18 protein-coding genes are annotated in these 22,554 nt (G+C 65.4%); 8 read left to right on the forward strand and 10 right to left on the reverse strand.

Features of this window, described 5'->3' with window-relative positions; genetic code table 11:
- Window positions 1-22 precede the first annotated feature (22 nt).
- Window positions 23-2,368 (reverse strand): bifunctional diguanylate cyclase/phosphodiesterase, encoded by a 2,346-nt coding sequence (locus tag BJG93_RS24750; protein ID WP_027193979.1) that lies wholly within the window; start codon window positions 2,366-2,368, stop codon window positions 23-25.
- Between the two features lie 300 nt (window positions 2,369-2,668).
- On the opposite strand from BJG93_RS24750, the gene BJG93_RS24755 reads away from it, so the two are divergent.
- Together BJG93_RS24755 and BJG93_RS24760 are read left to right on the forward strand one after the other, a co-directional pair.
- The gene (locus BJG93_RS24755) at window positions 2,669-5,320 is read left to right on the forward strand and encodes a response regulator (RefSeq protein ID WP_027193980.1); all 2,652 of its coding nucleotides are present in this window, start codon (window positions 2,669-2,671) and stop codon (window positions 5,318-5,320) included.
- Window positions 5,321-5,566: 246 nt separating this feature from the next.
- Window positions 5,567-5,833 carry a hypothetical protein gene (locus BJG93_RS24760; protein WP_027193981.1) on the forward strand — a complete coding sequence of 89 codons (267 nt, stop codon included), beginning with the start codon at window positions 5,567-5,569 and terminating at the stop codon, window positions 5,831-5,833.
- A gap of 34 nt (window positions 5,834-5,867) precedes the next feature.
- Here the strand turns inward: BJG93_RS24760 and BJG93_RS24765 are convergent, their stop codons facing one another.
- Genes BJG93_RS24765 through BJG93_RS24775 form a run of 3 tightly spaced genes read right to left on the reverse strand, consistent with a single transcriptional unit; the run spans window position 5,868 to window position 8,272 of the window.
- Window positions 5,868-7,241, reverse strand: a complete 1,374-nt coding sequence (locus BJG93_RS24765; RefSeq protein ID WP_027193982.1) for an ATP-binding protein — start codon at window positions 7,239-7,241, stop codon at window positions 5,868-5,870.
- Entirely contained in the window at window positions 7,238-7,951 is a 714-nt protein-coding gene (locus tag BJG93_RS24770) for a response regulator (RefSeq protein WP_027193983.1), read from the reverse strand. Before BJG93_RS24770 ends, BJG93_RS24765 begins: the two co-directional genes overlap by 4 nt.
- A gap of 27 nt (window positions 7,952-7,978) precedes the next feature.
- The gene (locus BJG93_RS24775) at window positions 7,979-8,272 is read right to left on the reverse strand and encodes an EF-hand domain-containing protein (protein WP_027193984.1); all 294 of its coding nucleotides are present in this window, start codon (window positions 8,270-8,272) and stop codon (window positions 7,979-7,981) included.
- A gap of 233 nt (window positions 8,273-8,505) precedes the next feature.
- Here BJG93_RS24775 and BJG93_RS24780 point away from each other — a divergent pair, with 233 nt between their 5' ends.
- Both BJG93_RS24780 and BJG93_RS24785 read left to right on the forward strand, forming a co-directional pair.
- Window positions 8,506-8,727, forward strand: a complete 222-nt coding sequence (locus BJG93_RS24780) for a hypothetical protein (RefSeq protein ID WP_231337513.1) — start codon at window positions 8,506-8,508, stop codon at window positions 8,725-8,727.
- A gap of 305 nt (window positions 8,728-9,032) precedes the next feature.
- Window positions 9,033-9,314, forward strand: coding sequence for a hypothetical protein (locus BJG93_RS24785; protein ID WP_027193985.1), 282 nt, complete (start codon window positions 9,033-9,035; stop codon window positions 9,312-9,314).
- On the opposite strand, the gene BJG93_RS24790 is transcribed toward BJG93_RS24785, so the two are convergent.
- Window positions 9,303-10,553 carry an arsenic transporter gene (locus tag BJG93_RS24790; RefSeq protein WP_027193986.1) on the reverse strand — a complete coding sequence of 417 codons (1,251 nt, stop codon included), beginning with the start codon at window positions 10,551-10,553 and terminating at the stop codon, window positions 9,303-9,305. The two genes, BJG93_RS24785 and BJG93_RS24790, sit on opposite strands and share 12 nt — an antisense overlap.
- Window positions 10,554-10,848: 295 nt before the next feature.
- Here BJG93_RS24790 and BJG93_RS24795 point away from each other — a divergent pair, with 295 nt between their 5' ends.
- From BJG93_RS24795 to dinB, 4 genes are all read left to right on the forward strand, one after another.
- Window positions 10,849-11,412 (forward strand): cytochrome b, encoded by a 564-nt coding sequence (locus tag BJG93_RS24795; RefSeq protein WP_027193987.1) that lies wholly within the window; start codon window positions 10,849-10,851, stop codon window positions 11,410-11,412.
- 116 nt (window positions 11,413-11,528) lie between these two features.
- Window positions 11,529-12,104, forward strand: coding sequence for a YceI family protein (locus BJG93_RS24800; protein WP_027193988.1), 576 nt, complete (start codon window positions 11,529-11,531; stop codon window positions 12,102-12,104).
- Window positions 12,105-12,152: 48 nt separating this feature from the next.
- Complete coding sequence (locus BJG93_RS24805) at window positions 12,153-12,734, forward strand: YceI family protein (protein WP_027193989.1); 582 nt, start codon at window positions 12,153-12,155, stop codon at window positions 12,732-12,734.
- A gap of 152 nt (window positions 12,735-12,886) precedes the next feature.
- Entirely contained in the window at window positions 12,887-14,053 is a 1,167-nt protein-coding gene (dinB, locus tag BJG93_RS24810; RefSeq protein WP_027193990.1) for a DNA polymerase IV, read from the forward strand.
- On the opposite strand, the gene BJG93_RS24815 is transcribed toward dinB, so the two are convergent.
- The 5 genes from BJG93_RS24815 to BJG93_RS24835 all read right to left on the reverse strand — a co-directional run bounded on the left by BJG93_RS24815 (window position 14,020) and on the right by BJG93_RS24835 (window position 22,302).
- Window positions 14,020-15,498: a heavy metal sensor histidine kinase gene (locus tag BJG93_RS24815; RefSeq protein WP_027193991.1), complete on the reverse strand. Its 1,479-nt coding sequence runs from the start codon at window positions 15,496-15,498 to the stop codon at window positions 14,020-14,022. The two genes, dinB and BJG93_RS24815, sit on opposite strands and share 34 nt — an antisense overlap.
- Window positions 15,495-16,181, reverse strand: a complete 687-nt coding sequence (locus tag BJG93_RS24820) for a heavy metal response regulator transcription factor (protein WP_018424874.1) — start codon at window positions 16,179-16,181, stop codon at window positions 15,495-15,497. The genes BJG93_RS24815 and BJG93_RS24820 overlap by 4 nt, the downstream gene beginning before the upstream one ends.
- 108 nt (window positions 16,182-16,289) lie before the next feature.
- Window positions 16,290-17,795, reverse strand: a complete 1,506-nt coding sequence (locus BJG93_RS24825; RefSeq protein WP_051374173.1) for an efflux transporter outer membrane subunit — start codon at window positions 17,793-17,795, stop codon at window positions 16,290-16,292.
- On the reverse strand, window positions 17,795-19,021 hold the full coding sequence (locus tag BJG93_RS24830) for an efflux RND transporter periplasmic adaptor subunit (protein WP_027193993.1): 1,227 nt from the start codon (window positions 19,019-19,021) through the stop codon (window positions 17,795-17,797). Before BJG93_RS24830 ends, BJG93_RS24825 begins: the two co-directional genes overlap by 1 nt.
- A gap of 23 nt (window positions 19,022-19,044) precedes the next feature.
- Window positions 19,045-22,302: an efflux RND transporter permease subunit gene (locus tag BJG93_RS24835; RefSeq protein ID WP_027193994.1), complete on the reverse strand. Its 3,258-nt coding sequence runs from the start codon at window positions 22,300-22,302 to the stop codon at window positions 19,045-19,047.
- Window positions 22,303-22,554 lie beyond the last annotated feature (252 nt).

Raw genomic sequence — 22,554 nt, forward strand, 5'->3', positions numbered from 1 at the left:
CACGCCGACCTGCCACGACGCCCTACTCCCCCGCCGGCCAGGGCAACCCGCGCGCCGACCAGTCCAGCTCGACCCCCATCACACAGCGCCCGCTCCCCAGTTGCACGGCCAGTGTCACGGCGATGCACGGCCGCCCACTCGCGAGCGACAGGTAAGGATTGCTGGTGATCGCCTCGCCGGGCAGCAGCACCGCATTGCGGAAGTACGGCCGGTGATCCCAGCGCGCATCGCGCGGATTGGCAACCGGCTGCAGCGACGCGGCGTCCTTGCACCATGCGGGCCCGCGCACCTCGTGACCGATCTGGCGGCCGGTCTCGTCGAGAATGAAGCAGCTGATGCAACGCGCGAAGGTGGCGAGCGTTGCGAACGCATCGTCCATCATGACGCCAGCGCGCAAGTCGTCGGCCGCGCGCCGTAGCTCGAGCCGGTACGGCTCGACCTCGGATTCGAACAGCGCATGCTGGTGCGCGCGGCCTTGCGCGATCACGTCGAACGCATCGTCGATCTGGCGGTGCACCGACTCGGGCGGCGCGATCTCGGCAGCAGGCCGGCCGAGCAGATAGCCCTGCGCGAAATCGACATTCGACTCGACCGCGAGAATCAGCTCCTCGGCCGTCTCGACGCCTTCGACGACCACCAGCATCCCCGCCTGATGCAGCAGCGACACGAGCTTCGGAAGGATAGGCTGCTGGGTGCCGTGCGTGGTCGCGCGAATCAGCTCGCCGTCGAGCTTCACGATGTCCGGCCGGATCCGCAGCAGCCGGTCGAGATTCGACTGGCCCGCGCCGAAGTCGTCGACGGCGATCAGGAAGCCGTGCTGGCGGTAGCGCGCCGCCGCGCGCGACATGTCGTCGACGCTGCCGCCATGCGATTCGAGGATCTCCAGAATCACGCGCTCGGGTTCGAGCCCGGCGGCGCGCACGATCGTCGTCAACTGATCGGCGTAGCCGTCGGCGACGAAGGTGGCCGGCAGGATGTTCAGGAACAGCCACGCATCGCCGGGCAGCGTCCGACGCGCGTTGCCCAGATGCACCGCATGGCTCGCGCGGTCGAGCGCGCCTTCGTCGCTCGACGGCTTCGGCGCGAACATCACGATCGGCGGCACCAGCGTGCCGTCGCCCTGCTCGCCGCGCAGCAGTGCCTCGAAACCGACCTGCTTCTGATGCGACAGGCTGTAAAGCGGCTGAAAGTGCGAGATCAGATAGAAGTCTTCCCAGCGGTAACGCGCCGCGCTCGGGTCGTTGCCTGCGGCGTGCGGCGCGAACCCGTCGTCGAACGGTGGCTGCAGCGGGTCGAACGGCAGCGCGCGCGCCGCGCAGACCCGGTTGCGGCCGGTCTGCTTCGCGCGCAGCAACGCTTCGTCCGCGCGATCGAGCAGCACCATGAAGCTTTCGCCGGGCCGGTGCTCGGCGACGCCGAAGCTAGCGGTCAGATAGCCGTCCGGCCGCTCGATCGCGGCGATGTCGACGCGCAGCCGCTCCGCGAGTCGCAGCGCGCCGGCGAGGTCGTCGTCGAGCAGCAACGCGAACTCCTCGCCGCCGATGCGGCTCGCGCTATGGTAAAGCGCGACCGCGTCCTTCAGCACCTGCGCGACCTGGAACAGCGCATGGTCGCCGACCGCGTGGCCGAAGCGGTCGTTGAGCGACTTGAAGCTGTCGATGTCGAGAAAGATCGCGCTGATCTGCGCGCCCGGCGCTCGCGTCTCGAGGCGCCCCTCCGCGTGCTTGACGAACGCGCGGCGGTTTTGAAGGCCCGTCAGTGGGTCGGTCGCGGCGAGCTGCGCGAGCTGGCTCTCGAGCAGAAAGTGATTGCGCCTGAAACGGTAGAAGCTGAAATGGAACACCGCCGCGCTCGGCGCGCCGATCACGATGACCCACGTCCATACTGCCGCGTCGACCTCGCGCGAATGAGTGTTGCCGAGCAGCAGCGCGATGGCCACTGCATAGAACAGCGCGTTTCCGGTGACGAAATGCATGGGCGTGAGCCACAGCGGCGCCGCGCAGATCGGTATCACGACGAGCGCCGGCAACAGCCACACCAGCGGATCCACGAGGCCGCGCGCATTCAGCACCACCCCGCCGACCAGCACCAGCATGTACACGACGCCGATCGCGCCGAACAGCGCCGTCGACTTCGTGCGCGGGATCGCCAGCACCAGCAGCGCGAGCACGAGCGCGCACAGCAACCGGTAGCCGAGCGGCGCGGACGGAGCGCCGACCAGCTCGCGCGCCGCTACCATGCACAGGAAAGCAAGCACCGTGAAGCCCATCGTCACAAGGGAAAGCGGCCGCTGATGCTCGAGCGAGCGCCGGTGAAAGCGCTCGCGCAGGCTCGGCTGGGGCTGGTGCTGCGTCGGGATGGTAGACATAGAAGGCTGGTCAGCTGGGTTTCCGGTCACTCCGCCCATGGTTATCGGCAAACGTTGGGCAAACATTGATGGCTAACGTACGACGATATATAAATTCGGCGCGCACCGCCATCTGCGCGGCTTGACCAGCAACAAATCGCGCATTCACGCCCTCCCGAACAGGCATCTGCGATGCATCAACGATACGGCGTTGTGCCCTACAATAAATTGGCGTTTCGAAGGCTGCGCGACGCGCGTGAAGCCTTCGAAGCTTCGGTCAGGAGCCAACACTTTCCGACGTGATATCAGGTGGAGCGCGGCATGCCCTTTCCGGCACAAGACTACGGCTGCGCCGGCTGGCGCGGCGAGATGGCGCGACGCATCAGCGAATTCGACTGGCGCCCGACCACCCTCGGCGCGATCGAACACTGGCAGCGCAGTCTGACCTCGACGGTCCAGCTGATGCTCGCCTCGCCGGTGCCGCTCGTGCTGTTGTGGGGCGAGCCCGGCTACATGATCTACAACGACGCCTATGCGGTCTTCGCGGGCGGCCGGCATCCCTATCTGCTCGGCCGTCCGGTCGAAGAGGGCTGGCCCGAAGTCGCCGACTTCAACCATCAGGTCATGCTCACCTGCCTTGCGGGCGGTACGCTGTCATATCGCGACAAGGCGCTGGTACTGCTGCGCGACGGCAAGCCGGAAGACGTGTGGATGGATCTGTACTACAGCCCGGTCGCGGGCGATCGCGGCGCGCCGGCCGGCGTGCTTGCGATGGTCGTCGAGACCACCGGGCGCGTGTTGACCGAGCGCCTGCGACAGCAAGCTGAAACCGATCTGCAAGAGACCAACGAACGCCTGCAGCTCGCGCTGAACACCGGCGCCGTGCTCGGCACCTGGGTGCTGGATCTGCGCACGGGCGAGGTCAGCGGCGACGAACGTTTCGCGCGCACTTTCCTGTTTGCGCGCGACACAGCGTCGAAGGGCGTCGCGCGCGACGCCGCGACGCAGATGATCCATCCCGACGACCAGGCGCTCAACGACCGCCTGACAGCCGAAGCGATCCGCAGCGGCGAGCCGTTTCGCGCGGAGTACCGAATCCGGCGGCCTGACGGCGGCTATATGTGGGTGCAGGCGAACGGCCGCTGCCAGTACGATGAATATGGCGAGCCGACGCGCTTTCCGGGCGTGCTGATCGACATTCACGACCGCAAAATCGCCGAACAGCAACTTCTTCAGTTAACCGAAACACTCGAGCAGCGCGTCGCCGATTCGATCGCGGCGCGCGCGCTCGCCGAGGAACAGCTGCGCCAAGCGCAGAAGATGGAAGCGATCGGCAGCCTGACAGGTGGCGTCGCGCACGACTTCAACAACGTGCTGCAGGTGATCAACGGCAATCTGCAGATGCTCGCCGCCGAAGCCGACGACGACCCTGTCACGCAGCGGCGTCTATGCGCCGCGACCGATGCCGTCAAACGCGGCGCGAAGCTTGCCGCGCATCTGCTCGCATTCGCACGACGTCAGCCGCTGTCGCCGACCGTGTTGAATCCGCGCCGCCTGCTGACCGGCATGAGCGAGATGCTGCACCGCGCGCTCGGCGAGACGGTGCGGATCGACACGGTGTTCAGCGACGATCTGTGGAACGTGCAGGTCGACCGCAATCAACTGGAAAACGCGCTGCTCAATCTCGCGATCAATGCACGCGACGCCATGCGTGCCGACGGCCTGCTCACCGTGCGCGCGACCAACCGCGTGCTCGACGCCGCTTTCTGCCAAGGCAAGCCGGATCTGTCACCGGGCGCATATGTGGAGTTGTCGGTTGCCGACACCGGTTCGGGCATGCCGCCCGAAGTCCTGCAGCGCGTGTTCGAGCCGTTCTTCACGACCAAGCCCGACGGCCACGGCACCGGCCTTGGCCTCTCCATGGTGTTCGGCTTCGTGCGGCAAAGCGGCGGACATGTGTCGATCGAAAGCGAAGTGGGACGCGGCACCACAGTGTCCCTGTTGTTTCCACGCTGCTGCGAGGCGGAGACGCCCGAGACCATCGACAGCAGCGCGGCGTCGGTCGGCGGCGGCGAAACGATACTGGTCGTCGAGGACGACGCCGACGTGCGGCTAACCGCCGTCGAGATGCTCGCGCAGCTCGGCTACAAGGTGCTGACCGCACCGAACGGCGACGCGGCGCTCGAGTTCATCGACAGCGACGTGCCGATCGATCTGCTGTTCACCGACGTCGTGATGCCCGGCAAACTGAAGAGCGTCGAGCTCGCGCAACGCGCGGCCGCGCGCACGCCGCCGGTACCCACGCTGTTCACATCGGGCTATACGCGCGACGAAATCGTCCACCACGGCAAGATCGACGCCGGTATCACGCTGCTGCCCAAGCCCTACCGGCGCGACGATCTTGCCCGTATGGTGCGTAACGTTCTTCGCGCGGACCACGCGGCCGAGATGCGCGAAGCGCGTATCGCCGCGTGCGTGCCACCCGCCGCGTACGAAAGCGCGCACACGCATGGCGCGACGAAGGCGAACGCGCCGCAGGAGGCGTTGAACAAAGTACCCCAGAAAGAGACGAGGAAGGATCGGCGGCCGCGTGTCGCCCACGAGGCAGCGCGCGTGCTCTTCGTCGAGGACGACACCCAATCGCGCGAGGCGCTCGGCGAACTGCTCGGCGCGCTAGGCCTCGCTTGCACCGCGGTGGCGAACGCCGAAGCTGCGCTGCTGCTCGCCACCACGCAACACTACGATGTGCTGCTGACCGACCTCACGCTACCCGGTATGTCCGGCGACGAACTCGCTCGCACGGTGCTGCGCGTGCAGCCGCAAATACGCGTGCTGCTTGTGTCTGGCTACGGTTGCAACGCCGAGATCGAAGCAGCGATTCCGGGCGCGCGGATGCTCGGCAAGCCGCTCGATATCGCGCAGTTGCGACACGCGCTCGCGCCATGGCTCGATCACACGCAAGCGGCGTCCTAGCCCAAAGACGAGGCGTGGGCCGCCATGGCTTGCTTGTCGCCAGCCGGAACGCCGGCCCGATCGCGGCTCGCTTCGGGGCATCTTGCGCGGATTCGGCGCCCGACGCGCGGCCCGAAGCCGAGGCCTGAAATCGTACGGCGTGGAATGGCATATATTGTGAGTAAGGATGGGTGCCCGGTTATGATGCCGGGCGCGGTGCCCACCGCGACCGCTTCCGATGCTGCATTATTTGCCACGAGAACCATCATGCCTGCCCAACACGACGAAGTCCCCGGCGCTCACGACACGGCGCACAAGGCGAAGCGCAAAACGCTGTCGCTGTCCGTGCGCAATCTCCTGATGGTCGCCATTGGCGTCGTGACGTTCGCGATCGTGTCGGGCGTCGTGCTGTACAACCCGGTCATGTACGGCGACGAGATCCCGAACTTCGGCATCATCCTGATGCTCACGGTGCCGGTGATCGCAGGCGTCGCGTTTCGCGTCGGGCTCGACGCGTGGCTCGATCGGGAGTGAACGGCAAGGGTCACGCCGTCACGCCGTTTTGCGGTTATGCCGCCTTGACCGGCAAGACGACCCACACTTCGAGGCCGCCGCCGTCGCGCGCATGAAACTGCAGGCCGCCGCCGTGCAGCCGCGCGATCCGCTCGACGATCGACAGCCCCAGCCCCGTGCCGCCGCTGTGCGCACGCGCATTGCGGCCGCGCTGAAATGGCGCCTTCAGGTTTTCCAACTCCTGCGCCGTCAACCCCTTGCCGCGATCGCCGACCGCGACCGCCACCGCGTCTTGCATCGCCCACGTGCGCACCGCAAGCCCGCTGCCGCCATAGACGATCGCGTTCTGCATCAGGTTCATCAGGAGCCGCATCATGCTGGTCGGCCGATATCGCACCGCCGGCAAGCTGCCCAGCGACAGTTCGAATTCGTGTCCGAGCCCCGCGAAGTCGCCTGCGAGCCGTTCGATCAGTGCGTTCAGATCACCGGGCCGGGCCTCCTCGCGCTCGCCGCTGCCCGCGTAGTCCATGAACTGCTGCAGGATCCTCTCGATCTGATCCAGGTACGATTCGGCCGCGATCACGAAGCTGCTGTCGGCCCCCTGCGGCATCGCCATCGCCATCGACAGGCGCAGCTTCGTCAACGGCGTGCGGATGTCGTGCGAGATGCCCGCAAGCATCAACGCGCGCGTCGATTCGGCGTCCTGTAACGCGCGCGTCATCTGATTGAAAGCACCGCTCACGGCGGCGATTTCGGCGGGGCCGTCGGTCGGCAATGGCGAGGGCGAGTCGCCGGCGCTTACACGCCGCGCAGCTTGCGTGAGCTCGCGCAACGGTTCGTTCAGATGTAGCTGGATCGCATAGCCGGCAAGCGCGGCAAGCAGGCCGAGACCCAACGACAGAAAGATTGCCGCTTCGAGGCCGCTGCCCTGCGCGTCCTCGGGAATCGGCAGCGCGATCCAGTATGGCGCGCTCGCCGCGGACCCCGCGGCGTCGTGGGAGCCGGCAGCCGGCCCATGCATGCGAATCCACAGCCGCTGCGCGCCCTCGGTCTGCCACCGCACCGGCATATCAGCGGGCAGATGCTTCCGCAGGCTGTCGAGAAACAAACCGCGCTGATAGGTGCGATACGCGCGCAACAAATCGTGCGGCGGCGCGGTGGTCGCTTCAGGCGGCAGATCCTCGCGCGCGTCGAGACGTGCGCTCAGCGCGGTGCGCGAGGCCGGCGGCGTCGCCGCGAGCAGGTTGTCGAGTGTGCTCACGTAGGTCGCGAACACGGCCGCCGCGCGCTCGACGCGTGGCCGCTGCACGTAATGCAGCAGCACGACGATCGAGCAGATCTGGCTCAGCATCACGAGCGCGATCAACAGCGCGATGTTGCGCGCGAGCAGTGTGCGAGGCAGCAAGGTGCGCGACAGCCAGCGCGTCATGATTCGACATCGGCGACGAGCATATAGCCGACGCCCCAGACGGTACGAATGAAGCGCGGTTTGGCCGGATCGTCCTCGACGATCTGCCGCAACCGCAGCACCTGTACGTCGATGCTGCGATCGAGCGCGTCATGGTCGCGCCCTCGCGCTCGCGCGAGCAGGTTGTCGCGGCTCACCGCGCGGTTCGGCGACGACGCGAGGGCAATCAGCAGCAGCATCTGCGCGGAATGAATGTCGAGCGGCTCGCCCGCGCGCGACAGCGCCTGCTTGCCGACGTCGAGCGTGAAGTCGCCGAAGCGCACGCGCTGCGAAGTCACCGTGACGTCGCCCGCGGCCATCTTCTGGCGGCGCAGCAGCGCGTTGATTCGCGCAATCAGCTCGCGCGGCAGGAACGGTTTGGCGAGATAGTCGTCGGCGCCGGTTTCGAGGCCCGTCACGCGATCGAGCGGATCACCTTTTGCGGTCAGCATCAGGATCGGTAAGGTCTGCCCTTGCGCGCGCAGCTTCGCGCAGATCTCCAGACCATCCTCTTCGCCGATCATCAGATCGAGTATCAGCAGGTCGAACGGCTCGCGCTCCAGATAGCGATTCAGACGTTTGCCGTCCTCGGCCGCGCGCACGTCGAAGCCGTGACCGCGCAGAAAGCGCAGCAGCATGTTGCGCAACTCGGCTTCGTCGTCGAGCACGATGATCCTGGCGGGGCGTTCCATCCGCAAGCTCCTCGAAGTCCGCGCCGCTCAGTGCGCGGCCCCGCGTTCCACCATGAAGGCCTCGATCTGCGGCAACGTGATGTAGCCGGTCTTCTGCGTGTCGATCTCATCGAAATGACGCGCGACCATCGGCATGCCGGACGCCGCCTGGTCGCGGGTGAGCTTGCCGTCGTGCGTGGTGTTCGCGTTCGAAAAGCGCGTTTGCAACTGCTGCTCGATGCGCTCCATCCGCTGCTGACTGGCACCTTGCGGCGCGGCGGCCTGAGCGAATGTGACGGTGGACGCACAGCACAGCAGGACGGTGACGAGCAACTTCTTCATGACTGACTCCTTCGCTTGAAGCATCGACCGTCGCCTGCCTGAGTGCCGCGATCCGTTTCGATGACAGGCCGAATTCTTGGTCAGACGCAGCGCGATCGCAATCCAACAATCATGTCGAATCATGTCAAGGCAGCGTGACATCGAATGAAACGAGTTTGCGGTTCCGTTTTGCCGGCCTGCTGCTTATCGTTGCGTCTGCCGTCCATCGGCTTTCAACATCTCAGGGGTCCCAAATGACTTTTCGTCTCGCCTGCGCCTCGACTTTCACCGCCATCGGTCTTGCCTGCTCTTCCGCCGCCTACGCGAGAGTCGTCGTGTATTGGCCGGCCATCGTGGTCTACGCGCCGCCGCCGCGGCCGGTTCACTACCCGGTGCCGATCAATCCGATGTATGTGTCGGCACCGCCAGCCGCCGTTCCGTTGGCCGCAGCGACCGTCGTCGCCGCACGACATTGACGGCGCGCCATCAGGCCGGGCCGCGCCGTTCACTCAGCATAGGACAAGCGCGTCGCGCGCACGCCCGGTCAATTCCCGTTGTGTCGTTGAAAGGTAGACGACGGCCGCGGCGCGTGAGATGCCGCGCGTAAAGCTTGCATCGATTTTGGCGCTTCTTACCAGTGCGCGCCGCGCCTCGCGCGCAGGATGTGACGCTATGCACGTCACGGCCGATATTGACTATATCTAGGCGGGATGGAACGAAGTTTGCTGCCGTTTTTTACGTTCGCGCGCCCATTTCCACCCTTCTTTTCCCGGACTGTGCAATGAGTTACCTAAATATCGACAAGGAAATTGCCCATCTCGAGCTCGTTTTCAACGCACTTTCAGCACGCGACCGTTTTCCGCTGTCGTACTGGCATCGTCGGCTGCATGCGCTGAGTCGTTCCTCGATGGTGCCCGCGCAACGCGCGCGCGTCGCCCTGCTCGAAGCGAGACTGCGCTCGGTGGGCGCGCGACTGGAACAGCTCACCGGCGCGACGCGTGTCGGCTCGTCCGGCAAACCCGTGCTGATGTCGCGCGGGTCTGACGCCCGATCAGCCGGTTAGAATCCGTGCCCCAAGTGCCAGCACGAGTGCGGGCACCATCACCAGCGCGCCGACCTTCAGGAACTTCATAAAGCTGACGTCTTCGCCTTCGCGGCGAATCGCGTTGAGCCATAGGATCGTCGCGAGTGAACCGGTGATCGACAGGTTCGGTCCCAGGTCGACGCCGATCAGCAGCGCGTCGATCACGCGCTCGGGGCTATGCGCCTGCATCACGGTCGAACTCGCGATCAAGCCGGCAGGCAGGTTGTTGATCAGATTGCTGAGGAACGCGATGCTCGCGCCGGCCCACCCGGCCGCGGCCATTTCGTTGTGTTCGGTCGCGCGCCGCAGCTCGCCCGCGAAGCTGTTGATCACGCCGGTGTGGTCGAGCATCTCGACCAGCACGAACAGCCCGGCGACGAGCGGCAACACGTTCCACGAAATTTCGCGAATCATCGGCAGCGGCGATCTGCGCTCCTTGATCAGCACGACGAGCGCGGTCAGCGTGCCGAGGATCGCGGTGGGCAGGCCGAGCTGAATGTCGTATGCGGAGACCGTCAGCAGCGCGCCGGCTGTCACCGCGATGCCCGCGAGCGCGACGCGCCCGCTCGCCGACAGCTCGACCGCCTCGAGATTCGCCTCGCAGACGCCGGCGAGCGCCTCGCCTTGGGTCCAGCGCAGCATCACGAAAGTCGCCGCGATCGACAGCACCGAGGGCAGCGTGAAGCGCAGCATCCAGGGTCCCAGCGGCGGTGTGTGATTGCCGTAGAGCACGATGTTGGCCGGATTCGAAATCGGCAGCACGAAGCTCGCCGCATTGGCGACGAACGCGCAGACGAACAGCAGCGGCAGCGGCGGTGTCTTCGCTTTCTTCGCCGCCGCGAACACGGCGGGCGTCAGTACCACGGCGGTTGCGTCGTTGGAAAGAAACGCGGTGATTACGACGCCGAACAGGTACACGAGTACGAACAGCTTGCGCGGCGAACTGCGCGCGTGATTGACCGCGAGCACCGCGACCCAGTCGAACAGCCCTTCGCGGCGGCCGACTTCGGAGAGCAGCATCATGCCGAACAGGAACAGGTAGACATCGGTGCCCTTGCCGATCGCTTCGATCGCGAGATGCAGCGGCAACAGGCCGAGCGCGACGAGCAGCACAGCCCCAGCGACCGCCCACACGGCTTCAGGCCATTTGAACGGCCGCGTGATCACACCGGTAGTGGCGAGCGCGGCAATACCCCAGGAAAGGAAAACGGAATTCACGGCTTAGGCCTGGATAATGGGTTATTTCGGTGGCTGCGCAAAGCGCGGCACTCTTGTTGTTCGGGGCAACAAGTTACCACAGCGGTACGGCGGTACGACAGCGACCGGCACCTGGCAGTGAGGGTGCCTTCATGCGCGTATCGTTGAATGCGTATGCGGTTCGTCACCCATGTCTTACGCGATTAACATCACCGCGACAACGATCTGTTCCCCCGCACCCGCCTATTCAGTTTCAATTGGCGTCCCTACTATCCGCATCCTCACGCGGCTTCTCGCGAGCAACGGATAGAACACGATGCAAACACGCGCTTTCAGTCCCACGCGCTACCACGGCGCCGCAATCGCGCTGCACTGGCTGATTGCCGCCCTGATGATCTGCGGCTTCTACATCGGCTGGATCATGACCGATATCCCCGGCTTCACGCCGACGAAGCTCAAGTACTTCTCGTGGCACAAATGGATCGGCGTGACCGTGTTTGCGCTCGCGCTGCTGCGCGTGCTGTGGCGCGCGACGCACCGCGCGCCCGCGCTCGATGTCGCGACGCCCGCGTGGCAGAAGGCCGCCGCGCATCTGGTGCACGGTCTGCTGTATCTGCTGATGCTCGCGATTCCGCTGTCCGGCTACTTCTACAGCTCGGCGGCCGGCATTCAGGTCGTGTATCTGGGCATCGTGCCGCTGCCGACGATCATCGGTCCCGATCAGGCGCTGAAGACCACGCTGCGCGCGGTGCACGTGCTGCTGAACTACACGCTGCTCATGCTCGTGATCATGCACGTGCTGGCGGCGCTCAAGCATCAGTTCGTGGATCGCGACGGATTGCTCGCGCGCATGGTGCCGTTTCTGAAGACCCGTGCATAACGACATGACAGCTTCAGGAAAGCCATCGTCCTCGCCGATTGGCTACGACTTGTTGGCAATCAAATTCCTCGCGGTGTGCAATCGGGCCGCGAAGCTCGGATAGGATGCGTACCATCATGAAGACACCCTTTTATCATTGCGCTCATCGCGCGGCGCTCGCTTCTTTCGCGGCGCTTGCGCTGCTCGGAGCGAAGCTCGCGCACGCCGACGTCGACCTCGCGAAAAGCAGCGTCATCGCGACGACCAAACAAATGAACGTGCCCGTCGACGGCAAGTTCAGGAAGTTCTCCGCGCAACTGAATTTCGATCCGGCGAAGCCGGCCGCGGGCAGCGCGAACGTGTCGATCGACACCGCGAGCTACGACCTCGGCGCCGACGACTACAACAAGCAGGCGCAAGGCAAGGAATGGTTCGACAGCGGCGCCTTCCCGAACGCGACCTTCGTGTCGAGCTCGATCGCGCCGGCCGGCGGCAACCAGTACAAGGTGACCGGCAAGCTGACGATCAAGGGCAAATCGCAAATGGTCGTCGTGCCGGTCGTGATCGCGAGCCAGGGCGTCACGCAAACTTTCGACGGCTCGCTGCCGATCAAGCGCACGCAGTTCGACGTCGGCACTGGCGAATGGAAAGACACGTCGGTGGTCGCCGACGAAGTCCTCATCAAATTTCATCTGGTCGCGGCGAAGAAATAACCGACAACGCCGCAGCACCGCCTTACCCCTCGACCTCTGGAGTCCAACTTGAAGAAACCCTTCCTGCTCGCCGCCGGCGCGCTCGCCGCTGCCTTGTCGTTCAACACGATGGCCGCCACCGAAACCTATCTGCTCGATCCAACGCACACGTCGCCGAGCTTCGAGACCGACCACTTCGGCGGCCTGTCGATCTGGCGCGGCAAGTTCAAGAAAAGCAGCGGCACCGTGGTGCTCGATCGCGCGGCGAAGACCGGCACGGTCGAGGCGACGATCGACCTGAGCTCGGTTGGCATAGGCAACGACAAGCTCAACGAGGAACTGGTCGGCGACAAGTTCTTCGACACCGCGAAGTTTCCGACCGCGACCTACAAGGGCACGCAGATCCGCTTCGACGGCGACAAGCCGGTCGAAGTGATCGGCACGCTGACGCTGCACGGCGTCACGAAGCCGGTCAACCTGAAGATCGAATCGTTCAAGTGCATCCAGCACCCGATGCTCAAGCGCGAAGTGTGCGGCACCGAGTCGGTCGCGACGTTCAATCGCGACGATTTCGGCATCGACTACGGCAAGGCGTATGGCTTCAACATGAAGACCACGCTGCATATCCAGGCCGAAGGCATCAAGCAGTAAGCGCAGCGCGCCTCGCGCCACGCGACCCGCGCGCGCGGCGGGCCGCGGCGGCCCTGACCGGCGGCGGGCGCGGCAAGGTACCATGACGGGCTGGCGCCATCTCGACGCGCGCCTTCACAGCTCCCGTTTATTGCCATCGCCCGCTTCAACCCATGAATTCGCCATCCCGCCGCATTGCGCACCTCGATATGGACGCGTTTTACGCATCCGTCGAACTGCTGCGCTATCCGGAGCTGCGCGGCCGCGCCGTGGTGATCGGCGGCGGCCGCAACAGCGCGCCAGAGGTCCTCGAAGATGGCAGCAAGCGCTTCGCGAAGCTGCGCGATTACGCGGGGCGCGGCGTCGTGACCACGTCGACCTACGAGGCCCGCGCGCTCGGCGTGTTTTCGGCGATGGGCATGATGAAGGCCGCCGCGCTCGCGCCCGACGCGATCCTGCTGCCGACCGACTTCGATTCATACCGCCACTACTCGCGCCTCTTCAAGGCGGCCGTCAGGACGTTCACGGACCGCATCGAGGATCGCGGCATCGACGAGATCTACATCGAGCTGACCGACGTGCCGGGCGCAGCGGACGACCTCGGGCGGCGCATCAAGGAGGCTGTTCATCAGGCCACCGGGCTGACGTGCTCCATCTGCATCGCGCCGAATAAGCTGCTCGCAAAAATCGGCTCCGAGCTCGACAAGCCCGACGGCCTGACGATCCTCACCCCAGCCGACATACCGCTGCGTGTGTGGCCGCTGCCGGTGCGCAAGGTCAACGGCATCGGCCCGAAGGCCGCGGAGAAATTGACCGCGCTCGGCCTCGCGACGGTGGGCGACCTGGCCGCCGCCGACGCCGGCTTGTTGCAAGACAACTTCGGGCGCAGCTATTCCGCGTGGCTGATGGAGATCGCGCACGGTCACGACGAGCGGCCCGTGGTGGTCGAATCGGAGCCGAAGTCGATCAGCCGCGAGACCACGTTCGAGCGCGACCTGCATCCGCGTCATGACCGGCCGGCGTTATCGAGCGCGTTTACGGGGCTGTGCGTACGCGTCGCCGAGGACCTCGTGCGCAAGGGCTACGTGGGCCGCACGATCGGCATCAAGCTGCGCTACGACGATTTCCGCACCGTCACGCGCGACCTGACGCTCGACGAACCGACCGCCGATGCGACGGAAATCCGCCGCGCGGCGACCGACTGTTTGCGACGCGTGCAGTTGAACCGCAAGCTGCGGCTGCTGGGCGTGCGTATCAGCACGCTGACATCGGCGAGCGAACAGGCGCTCAAGCCGCGCCTGCCGGTTCAGGCCGACTTGCCCTTCGCGAGCGACGAATAGGCGGTGTCGGCGGCGACGCCAGTCGCATTGGGGTTCGCGCGGACGGCCGGCACGTCGCCCGACGCGGACATCACCGACGCCGCCAGCGAAAACGAGAACGTGTTGATGCCGTTCGCGCTGTGCGCGGAGACGGTGCCGCGATGCATCTCCGCTATCGCCTTCACGATCGCGAGCCCGAGCCCGTGGTTTTCGCGGCTATTGGTGCGCGAGACTTCCGCGCGATAGAAGCGGTCGAACAAGTGTTCGAGCACATCCGGCGCGATCGGCTCGCCCGGATTCGCCACGGCGACGCGCACCTGGTTGCGCATCGGTCCTTCCCCGCGCCCGATCGTCACGCTGATCGACGCGCCCGGCTCGCAATGCTGGATCGCGTTCATCAGCAGGTTGGTGCACGCGCGGCCGAACAGCGAGCGGTTCACGCGCGCAACCGCATCGCCGTGCAACTGCGCATGCACGCGCGCCTCTTCGAGCGGAATCTCCAGAAACTCCAACGTGTGCGCGACTTCGACCGCGAGCGACACCTCGACGAGCCCGGTCGCGCGTTCGCCCTGATCGGCGCGCGCGAGGAACAGCATGTCGTTGATGATCGTGCGCATCCGCTCGAATTCTTCGAGATTCGATTGCAGCGTGTGGCGCAGATCGTCGACCGAACGGTTGCGCGTCAGCGCGACCTCGGTCTGGCCGATCAGGATCGTGACCGGCGTGCGCAGTTCATGCGCGACGTCCGCGTTGAACGATTCGAGGCGGCCGTACGCGCCGTCGAGCCGTTCGAGCGCGCCGTTGAACGAGTTCGCGAGGTCGTTCAGTTCGAGCGGCAGCGACGCGGTATTGAGCCGCTGCGAGCGGTTGTTCGGACTGACCGCCGACGCGTCGCGCGTCAGACGCGTGAGCGGCGCGAGACCGATGCGCGTCACCGAGTAGCTGAGCAGCAGCACCGCGAGACTGCCGAGCGCGGACAGCGCCGCGAGCGCCGAGCCGAACACCCGCATCGTGCGCAGGTTCGGTGAATAGCTCGACGCGACCTGCAACTGCACCGGCGGCCGTGCGGCATTGGCGGGCAAGGTCACCGTCGAGGTCAGCATGTCGGGGCCGCCGCCCGCCGGCGCGATGCGCTCGTAGCCGCCGGACCAGCTCTTCGTGACGGTGCCGTGCACCGGCGTGCCGAAGTGATAGTTCGGGTCCGCGCTGGTCACCGAGTACACGGTGCTGCCGTCGTGCGGCGTCATGTCGGTGAGCTTTTCGCGGCACGTTCGCCATCTTTCGGGCGTCACCGCGTGATAGACGATGATGCGCGCGATTTGCGTGCGATCGTCGAGCGACTCGCGCAGATGATGTTCGAGCTGCGTGCGCAGCACCAGAAAGAGCCCCGTGCCGACGAGCGTAAACACGAACAGCGCGACCAGCGCGAACATCGACGCCAGACGGCGGGCAATCGAACGGTTCATGATGTCTCGGCCTCTTCGCGCACTTCGAGCACGTAGCCCATGCCGCGCACCGTGTGCAGCAGCTTCGACGGGAACGGGCCGTCGAGCTTCGCGCGCAGCCGCTTGATCGCGGTTTCGACGACGTTCGTGTGGCTGTCGAAATTGACGTCCCATACCAGCTCGGTAATCGCGGTCTTCGACAGAATGTCGCCCTGACGGCGCGCGAGCACGCTGAGCAGTTGGAACTCTTTCGCGGTCAGGTCGAGGCGCACGCCGTCGCGCGTCGCGCGGCGGCCGATCAGATCGACGAACAGATCGCCGACGGAAATCAAGGTGGACTCCTGCGACCGCGTGCGGCGCGCGAGCGCATGCAGACGCTCGACGAGTTCGAGGAACGAGAAGGGTTTGGTCAGGTAGTCGTCGGCACCTTCGCGCAGGCCGCGCACGCGGTCGTTCACGTGATCGCGCGCGGTCAGCATGATGACCGGCGTCGACTTGCGCATGCGCAGCGCCTTCAGGACGCTGAAGCCGTCGCGTTTGGGCAGCATCACGTCGAGGACGATCACGTCGTAGTCGAATTCGGTGGCCAGATGCATGCCTTCCTCGCCGTCGAGCGCGACGTCGACGACCCAGCCCTGCTCGGTCAAACCGGAGCGCAGGTAGTCCACTACCTTGTGCTCGTCTTCAACGATCAGCAATTTCATCCGCGTCCCGTTCCTTGCCATTACTGGCTGTCAACCTTGCATTATACGAACGCCCCTCGTTCTCCGCGCCGATCTCACCGCATCGGCATGGCAGTTCGGCGGTGCGATTCAGCGTGCGGGAGCCGGCGTGTCTTGCTGCCGGGCGGCCAGTGCGCCGTCTTGCGCGCCCCTCTCCCAGCCGCCGCCAAGCGCCTTCACGAGCGCCACCGACAGCGTCAACTGCTGGCCGCGAATCTGCACATCCGTGCGCTCGCTCGTCAGCAGCGACTCCTGCGCATCGATCACGTTCAGATACGCGACGAGACCGCCCGAATAGCGATCGTTCGCGAGCGACAGCAGCCGCTGCGCATCGCCGATCGCCTCGCGCGACTGCTTCGCCGCGCCGTCGAGCACCGACAGTCCGGTGATGCCGTCCTGCACCTGCTGGAACGCGCTCAGCACGGTCTGCCGATAATTCGCCTCGGTCGCCTTGTAGCCCTCGCTCGCGTACTTGACGTTCGCCGCGCGCCGCCCGCCGTCGAAGATCACCTGACCGACCGTCGCGCCGAGCGTCCACATCAGCGTCGGTGCGCTCAGCAGATTGGCGAACTCGGTGCTCTGCCAACCGATGCCCGGCGTCAACGTCAGACTGGGGAAGAACGCGGCTTTGGCCACGCCGATCTGCGCGTTCGCGGCCGCCATCGCGCGTTCCGCCGATGCGACGTCGGGCCGCCGTTGCAGCACGTCGCTCGGCACGCCGAGCGGCACCGTCGGTGGCTGGATGTCGAGCACCTGCGGCTCGATCGCGAACTGCGGGGCCGGCACGCCGACCAGCGCGGCGATTGCATGCTCGTATTGCGCGCGCTGATTCAGCAGCAGTTGCGCCTGCACGCGCGTCGAATCGAGCTGAGATTTCTGCTGCAGCACGTCGAGGCCCGATACCGAACCCAGATCGTGCTCGGTGTTCACGTAATCGAGCGCTTTCTGCTGCAGCTTCACCGACCGGTTCAGCACGTCGATCTCGTTGTCGAGCTCGCGCAGCGAGAAGTAGTCGGTGGCGAGATCGGTCGTCAGCACGAGGCGCGCGTTCGCGAGATCGTCCGCCGACTGTTCGGCCGACGCCTGCGCGCCCTCGACCTGACGACGAATGCGGCCGAACAGATCGGTGTCGTAGCTGATCGTCGGCCCGAGCTGGAGGTTGTTCTGCACCGTCGATTCGGTCGGCGTCGCGTAGTTCGTCAGCGGCCGGTCATGGGAAATACGGAAGCGCGCTGCCTGTGCGGCGAGATCGACTTCCGGCACGCGCTGCGCGCTGACGTTCGCGAGTGTCGCCTTCGCCTGCTCGTAGTGCGCGCTCGCCGCGACGAGCGTCTGGTTCTGCGCGAGCGCCTGGGTTTCGAGCGTCGCGAGCGTCGGGTCGGCGAAGCTCGTCCACCAGTCCGGCGCGAGCGGTGCATGCGACGGCGCGGCGACGCGCCAGAACGAATCGGTATGCCATTCGGGCGGCACCTCGGCCTGCGGCCGCCGGTAGTCCGGGCCGACCGTGCACGCGGCGAGCAACGCCGCGCCGGCGACAGCGCTCAGCGCAGCGAAAGCGGCGCTGCGCGGGGGCGCCCGGCGTAAAGCCGCGCCGATCACGACGCCCCCTTGGCGTTCTTCTGCGGCGGCTGCACCTGCACGTGATCGCCGTCGGCAATCGAATCGCTCGGGTTGATGATGATGCGATCGGTCGGCGCGATACCGCTTTCGATTTCGAGTTGCTGTCCGAGGTCCACCGCGATCACGACCTTGTGCAAGCTGACGTTGCCCTTCGCATCGACGACCGCGAGGCGTGGACCCTCCGCGCGAAACAGCAGCGCGTTGCCGGGCACCGTGAGGCGCGCATGGGTGGCGGCCGGCACCGCGACCTGGACATAGGCGCCGGGGCGCAGCTTGTCGTCGGGATTCGGCAGCGTCACTTCGACCTGCAACGAACGCGTAGGCACGTCGATCGCACCGGAAACATGCGTGATGGTGCCGTTGAACTGCTGGCCCGGCAGCTCGGCCTGCGTGACCACGGCCTTCTGCCCGACCTTGACGTTCTGCGCATACGCCTGCGGCAACTGCACGTAGACACGCAGCGGGTCCGACTGCGCGAGCGCGAACAGAGCCCGGCTGGTGCCGCTGCCCGCGTCGATCAGATCGCCGACGTCGACGTTGCGCTGCGTGACCACGCCGCTGAACGGCGCGACGATCCGCTTGAACGATTCCAGCTGCTGCAGACGCTTGACGTTCGCATCGGCGGCCGCGAGATTCGCGACGTCCTGCGTGTAGGTGCTTTGCCGTTCGTCGAGCTCCTGCTGCGACACCGCATCGCGCTGGCGCAACTGCTGCCAGCGCTCCAGCGAGCTCTTTGCGAGCGCGAGGCTCGAATTGATCTGCTGACGCTGCGCGAGAGCCTGCGCGAGTTCCTGATCGATTTCCGGCGTATCGAGCTGGGCGAGCAGTTGCCCCTGCTTCACGTGCGTGCCGATATCGGCGTACCAGTGCAGCAGATAGCCGGTCGCGCGCGCATAGATCGGCGACTCGACATAGCCGCGCAACGTGCCCGGCAGCAGCGTGTCGCCGCCGCCGTCGGTTTGCGTCGGCGTAACGACGTTCACGTACTGCGTGGCGTTCTGCCGCGCGATCGCCGCGACTTCGCGGTTTTGCAGCACGTTCGCGATCACGGTGCGCAACGCGCCTATCGCCAGCAGCAGGAGCACGATCAGGATCGCGATCTTCGCGCGCTTCCATTCGCGATGGCGCGGCGGCAGCAGGTGCTCTCCCTGTTCGGCTTCCCGCGTGGGGATCGCTAGCGATGCATGAGTTTTTTCTGTCATCTCAGTCAACCATCGTTTAACTTCTACGCGGGCGTCGCCGCACTGCTGTGTTCCGGCGCGGGGCTGCCGGTATGGCCGCCACTTGGGCCGCCATCACCGTCATTGGCAGCGCCGTTGCCGCCATCGTCGCCACTGCCGTTCTTGTCACGGCGCGCGAGCCACGAATGAATCCCGGCGAACACGAGCGGCACGAAAAACAGCGTCGACACGGTCGCGAACAGCAATCCGCCGATCACCGCGCGGCCGAGCGGCGCATTCTGCTCGGCGCCTTCGCCGATACCGAGCGCCATCGGAATCATGCCGATGATCATGGCGAACGCGGTCATCAGCACCGGACGGATCCGGCTCGCGCCCGCTTCGAGCGCGGCTGTGAGCGGCGGTGCGCCGGCCGCGAGCCGTTGGCGCGCGAACGCCACCATCAGAATACTGTTCGCGGTCCCGACGCCCATCGTCATGATCGCGCCGGTCAGCGCCGGCACGCTCAGATGCGTGCCGGTCAGGAACAGCATCCACATGATGCCGGCCAGCGCCGCCGGCAACGCGCTGACGATGATCAGCGGATCGATCCACGACTGGAAGTTGACGACGATCAGCAGGTACACGAGCACGATCGCCATCGCCACACCGATGCCGAGCCCGAAGAACGAACTGCGCATCGTCTGTACCTGGCCGCGCACGGTGATCGAGCTGCCGCGCGGCAGCGAGCCGCGCACCTCGCTGACGATCCGGTCGACCTGATTCGCCACGCTGCCGAGATCGCGCTTTTCAACGCTTACATAAAGATCGATCACCGGCCGGATGTTGTAATGCGTGACCTCCGCGAACTGGCTGCGCGGCGAGACCTGCACGAGGTTGCCGAGCAGTTGCGTCGGGCCGTTCATCGTGGCCGACACCGGGGTGCGCAACAGTTCGTCGATCGACGATACCTGATACTGCGGCGTCTGCACCGCCACCTTGTATTCGACGCCGTTCCTGTTGTTGATCCAGAAGCCGGGCGACGTCTGCGAGCTGCCCGATAGCGAAACGAGCACGTTCTGCGCGACGTCGTTCGCGGTCAGGTTCAGCTGTTGCAGGCGCGTGCGGTCCATATGCAGATCGATCACCGGTTCATCCAGCTTCTGCTGGATATGCGTGTCGACGGTGCCGGGAATCAGCCTTACCTGCTTCAGCAGCTTGCGCGCGACGTCGAGATTGCCCTGCTGATTTGCGCCGGTAATCTGCACGTCCACCGCGGCGGGCAGGCCGAAGTTCAGGATCTGCGTGACGATGTCGGCCGGCTGGAAGAAAAACTCGACGCCCGGGAAGCGCTGCGGCAGGATCGTGCGCAGCTTGTCCATGTAGATCTGCGACGGCTTGTGGCCTTCGTTCAACGCGATCTGGATCTCGCCGTCGAGCGTGCCCATCGTGCCCGCGTTGCTATACGACAGATTGATGCCGCTATATGGCAAGCCGAGGTTGTCGAGAATCGTGCCCAGTTCTCTCGGCGGCACGACTTCGCGGATCACCTTTTCGACCTCGTCGGCAAGCCGCGCCGTTTCCTCGATACGCGTGCCGGTCGGCGCGCGCATGTGCAAGCGGATATCGCCGGCGTCGACGCTCGGGAAAAAGTCTTCGCCGAGCGTGAAGAACAGGCCCATCGACAGCACGCAGAAACCGAGGAATAGCGCGCCGAACATCTTGCGACGCACGAGCAGGCTGCTCAGGATCACGATGTAGGCCGCGCGCATGCGCTCGAAGCCGGCGTCGAAGCGGTGATACAGGCGCATCATCAGATTCGGCTTCGCGCCCGTCTTCGGCTTGTGCGCATGACCCATCAGCAGCATCGCGAGCGTCGGCACGAGCGTGCGCGACAGAATGTACGACGCGAGCATCGCGAACACCACCGCTTCAGCGAGCGGCACGAACAGATAGCGCGCGACGCCGGTCAGGAAGAACATCGGCACGAACACGATACAGATACACAGCGTCGACACGAGCGCCGGCACCGCGATTTCACCGGCGCCGTCGAGAATCGCATCGTGCAGATTCGTGCCCAGCCGCAAGTGCCGCTCGATGTTCTCGATCGTCACCGTCGCGTCGTCGACCAGAATGCCGACCGCGAGCGCGAGCCCGCCCAACGTCATGATGTTGATGGTCTGTCCGAGCGCGTGCAGCGCGATCAGCGACGACAGAATGGACAGAGGAATCGAGATCGCGATGATGCAGGTGCTGCGCCAGTTGCCGAGGAACAGCAGGATCATCGCAGCGGTCAGCGCGGCGGCGACCAGCGCTTCGCGCACTACGCCCTGCACCGCCGCCTTCACGAACACCGACTGGTCGAACAGCGCGGTGATCTGCAGATCCGGCGGCAGCGCCGCGCGTGCGGCCGGCAAGATGCCTTTCAACGTATCGACGATCGACAGCGTCGAGGCGTTGCCGTTTTTCAGCACCGACATCAGCACGCCGCGATGGCCGTTCTGCCGCACGATGTTGGTCTGCGGCGAGTAGCCGTCGCGCACATGCGCGACTTCGCGCAGATAGGTCGTTGCGCCGTTGACGGTGCGCACCGGAATGTCGTTGAGGCCTTCCAACGTCGGCGGCGAACCGTTCATGTCGATCGTGTATTCCTTCGGGCCGATCTTGGCCGTGCCGGTGGGCAGAATCAGGTTTTGCGCGTTGAACGCGCTGACCACGTCGGCCGGCGTCAGTCCTTTGGCGAGCAGCGCGCGCGTATCGAGGTCGACCGAGATCAGCCGCGACTTGCCGCCGTACGGATAGGGCACCGCCGCGCCCGGAATCGTCACGAGTTGCGGACGCAGGAAATTGAGCGCCGTGTCGTTGAGATCCTGCTCCGAGAGTTTCGGACTCGACAGGCCGAGCTGGATCACCGGAATACTGGAGGCCGAGTAGCTGATGACCAGCGGCGCGGTGGCGCCAGGCGGCATCTGCTTCAACTGCGCCTGCTCGACGGCGACCGTCTGCGCGATCGCCGTCTGGATGTTCGCGTTCGGCTGCAGGAACACCTTCAGGATCGCGATGCCGGGGAGCGACTGCGATTCGATATGTTCGATGTCGTTGACCGTCGTGGTCAGACTGCGCTCGTTGACCGAGGTGATGCGGTTGGCCATGTCCTCGGCCGACAGCCCGGTGTACGTCCAGATGATGCTGACGACCGGAATGTTGATTTCCGGCAGCACGTCGACGGGCGTGGTGAACAGCACGAAGGGCGTCGCCAGCACGATCAGAATCGCCATCACGATGAACGTGTATGGCCGCTTAAGCGCTACGTTGACGATCCACATTGAAACGGGCCAGAGAGAATGCGGGTGGAGGAAGGGGTTGAATCTGCGCTTATGCTAGATCGGTCGCACCAACGCCTGCATGGCGCGAAAATGGCGAAATTGTCAGGAAGCTTGTTGAAAGGTGACGCGCGATTTTCGAAGGCTAACGACAATCGCCGGACTTGCGTCGAATTAGGCACCGGGCAAACGTTTGGTGTTTAAATTTGCGCGCAGTTAATGGAACGTTTGCTGATGCGCGGCACGGCTTTCGCT

Origin of the sequence: Paraburkholderia sprentiae WSM5005, from assembly GCF_001865575.2 — a bacterium.
Classification (GTDB): Bacteria; Pseudomonadota; Gammaproteobacteria; order Burkholderiales; family Burkholderiaceae; genus Paraburkholderia; species Paraburkholderia sprentiae.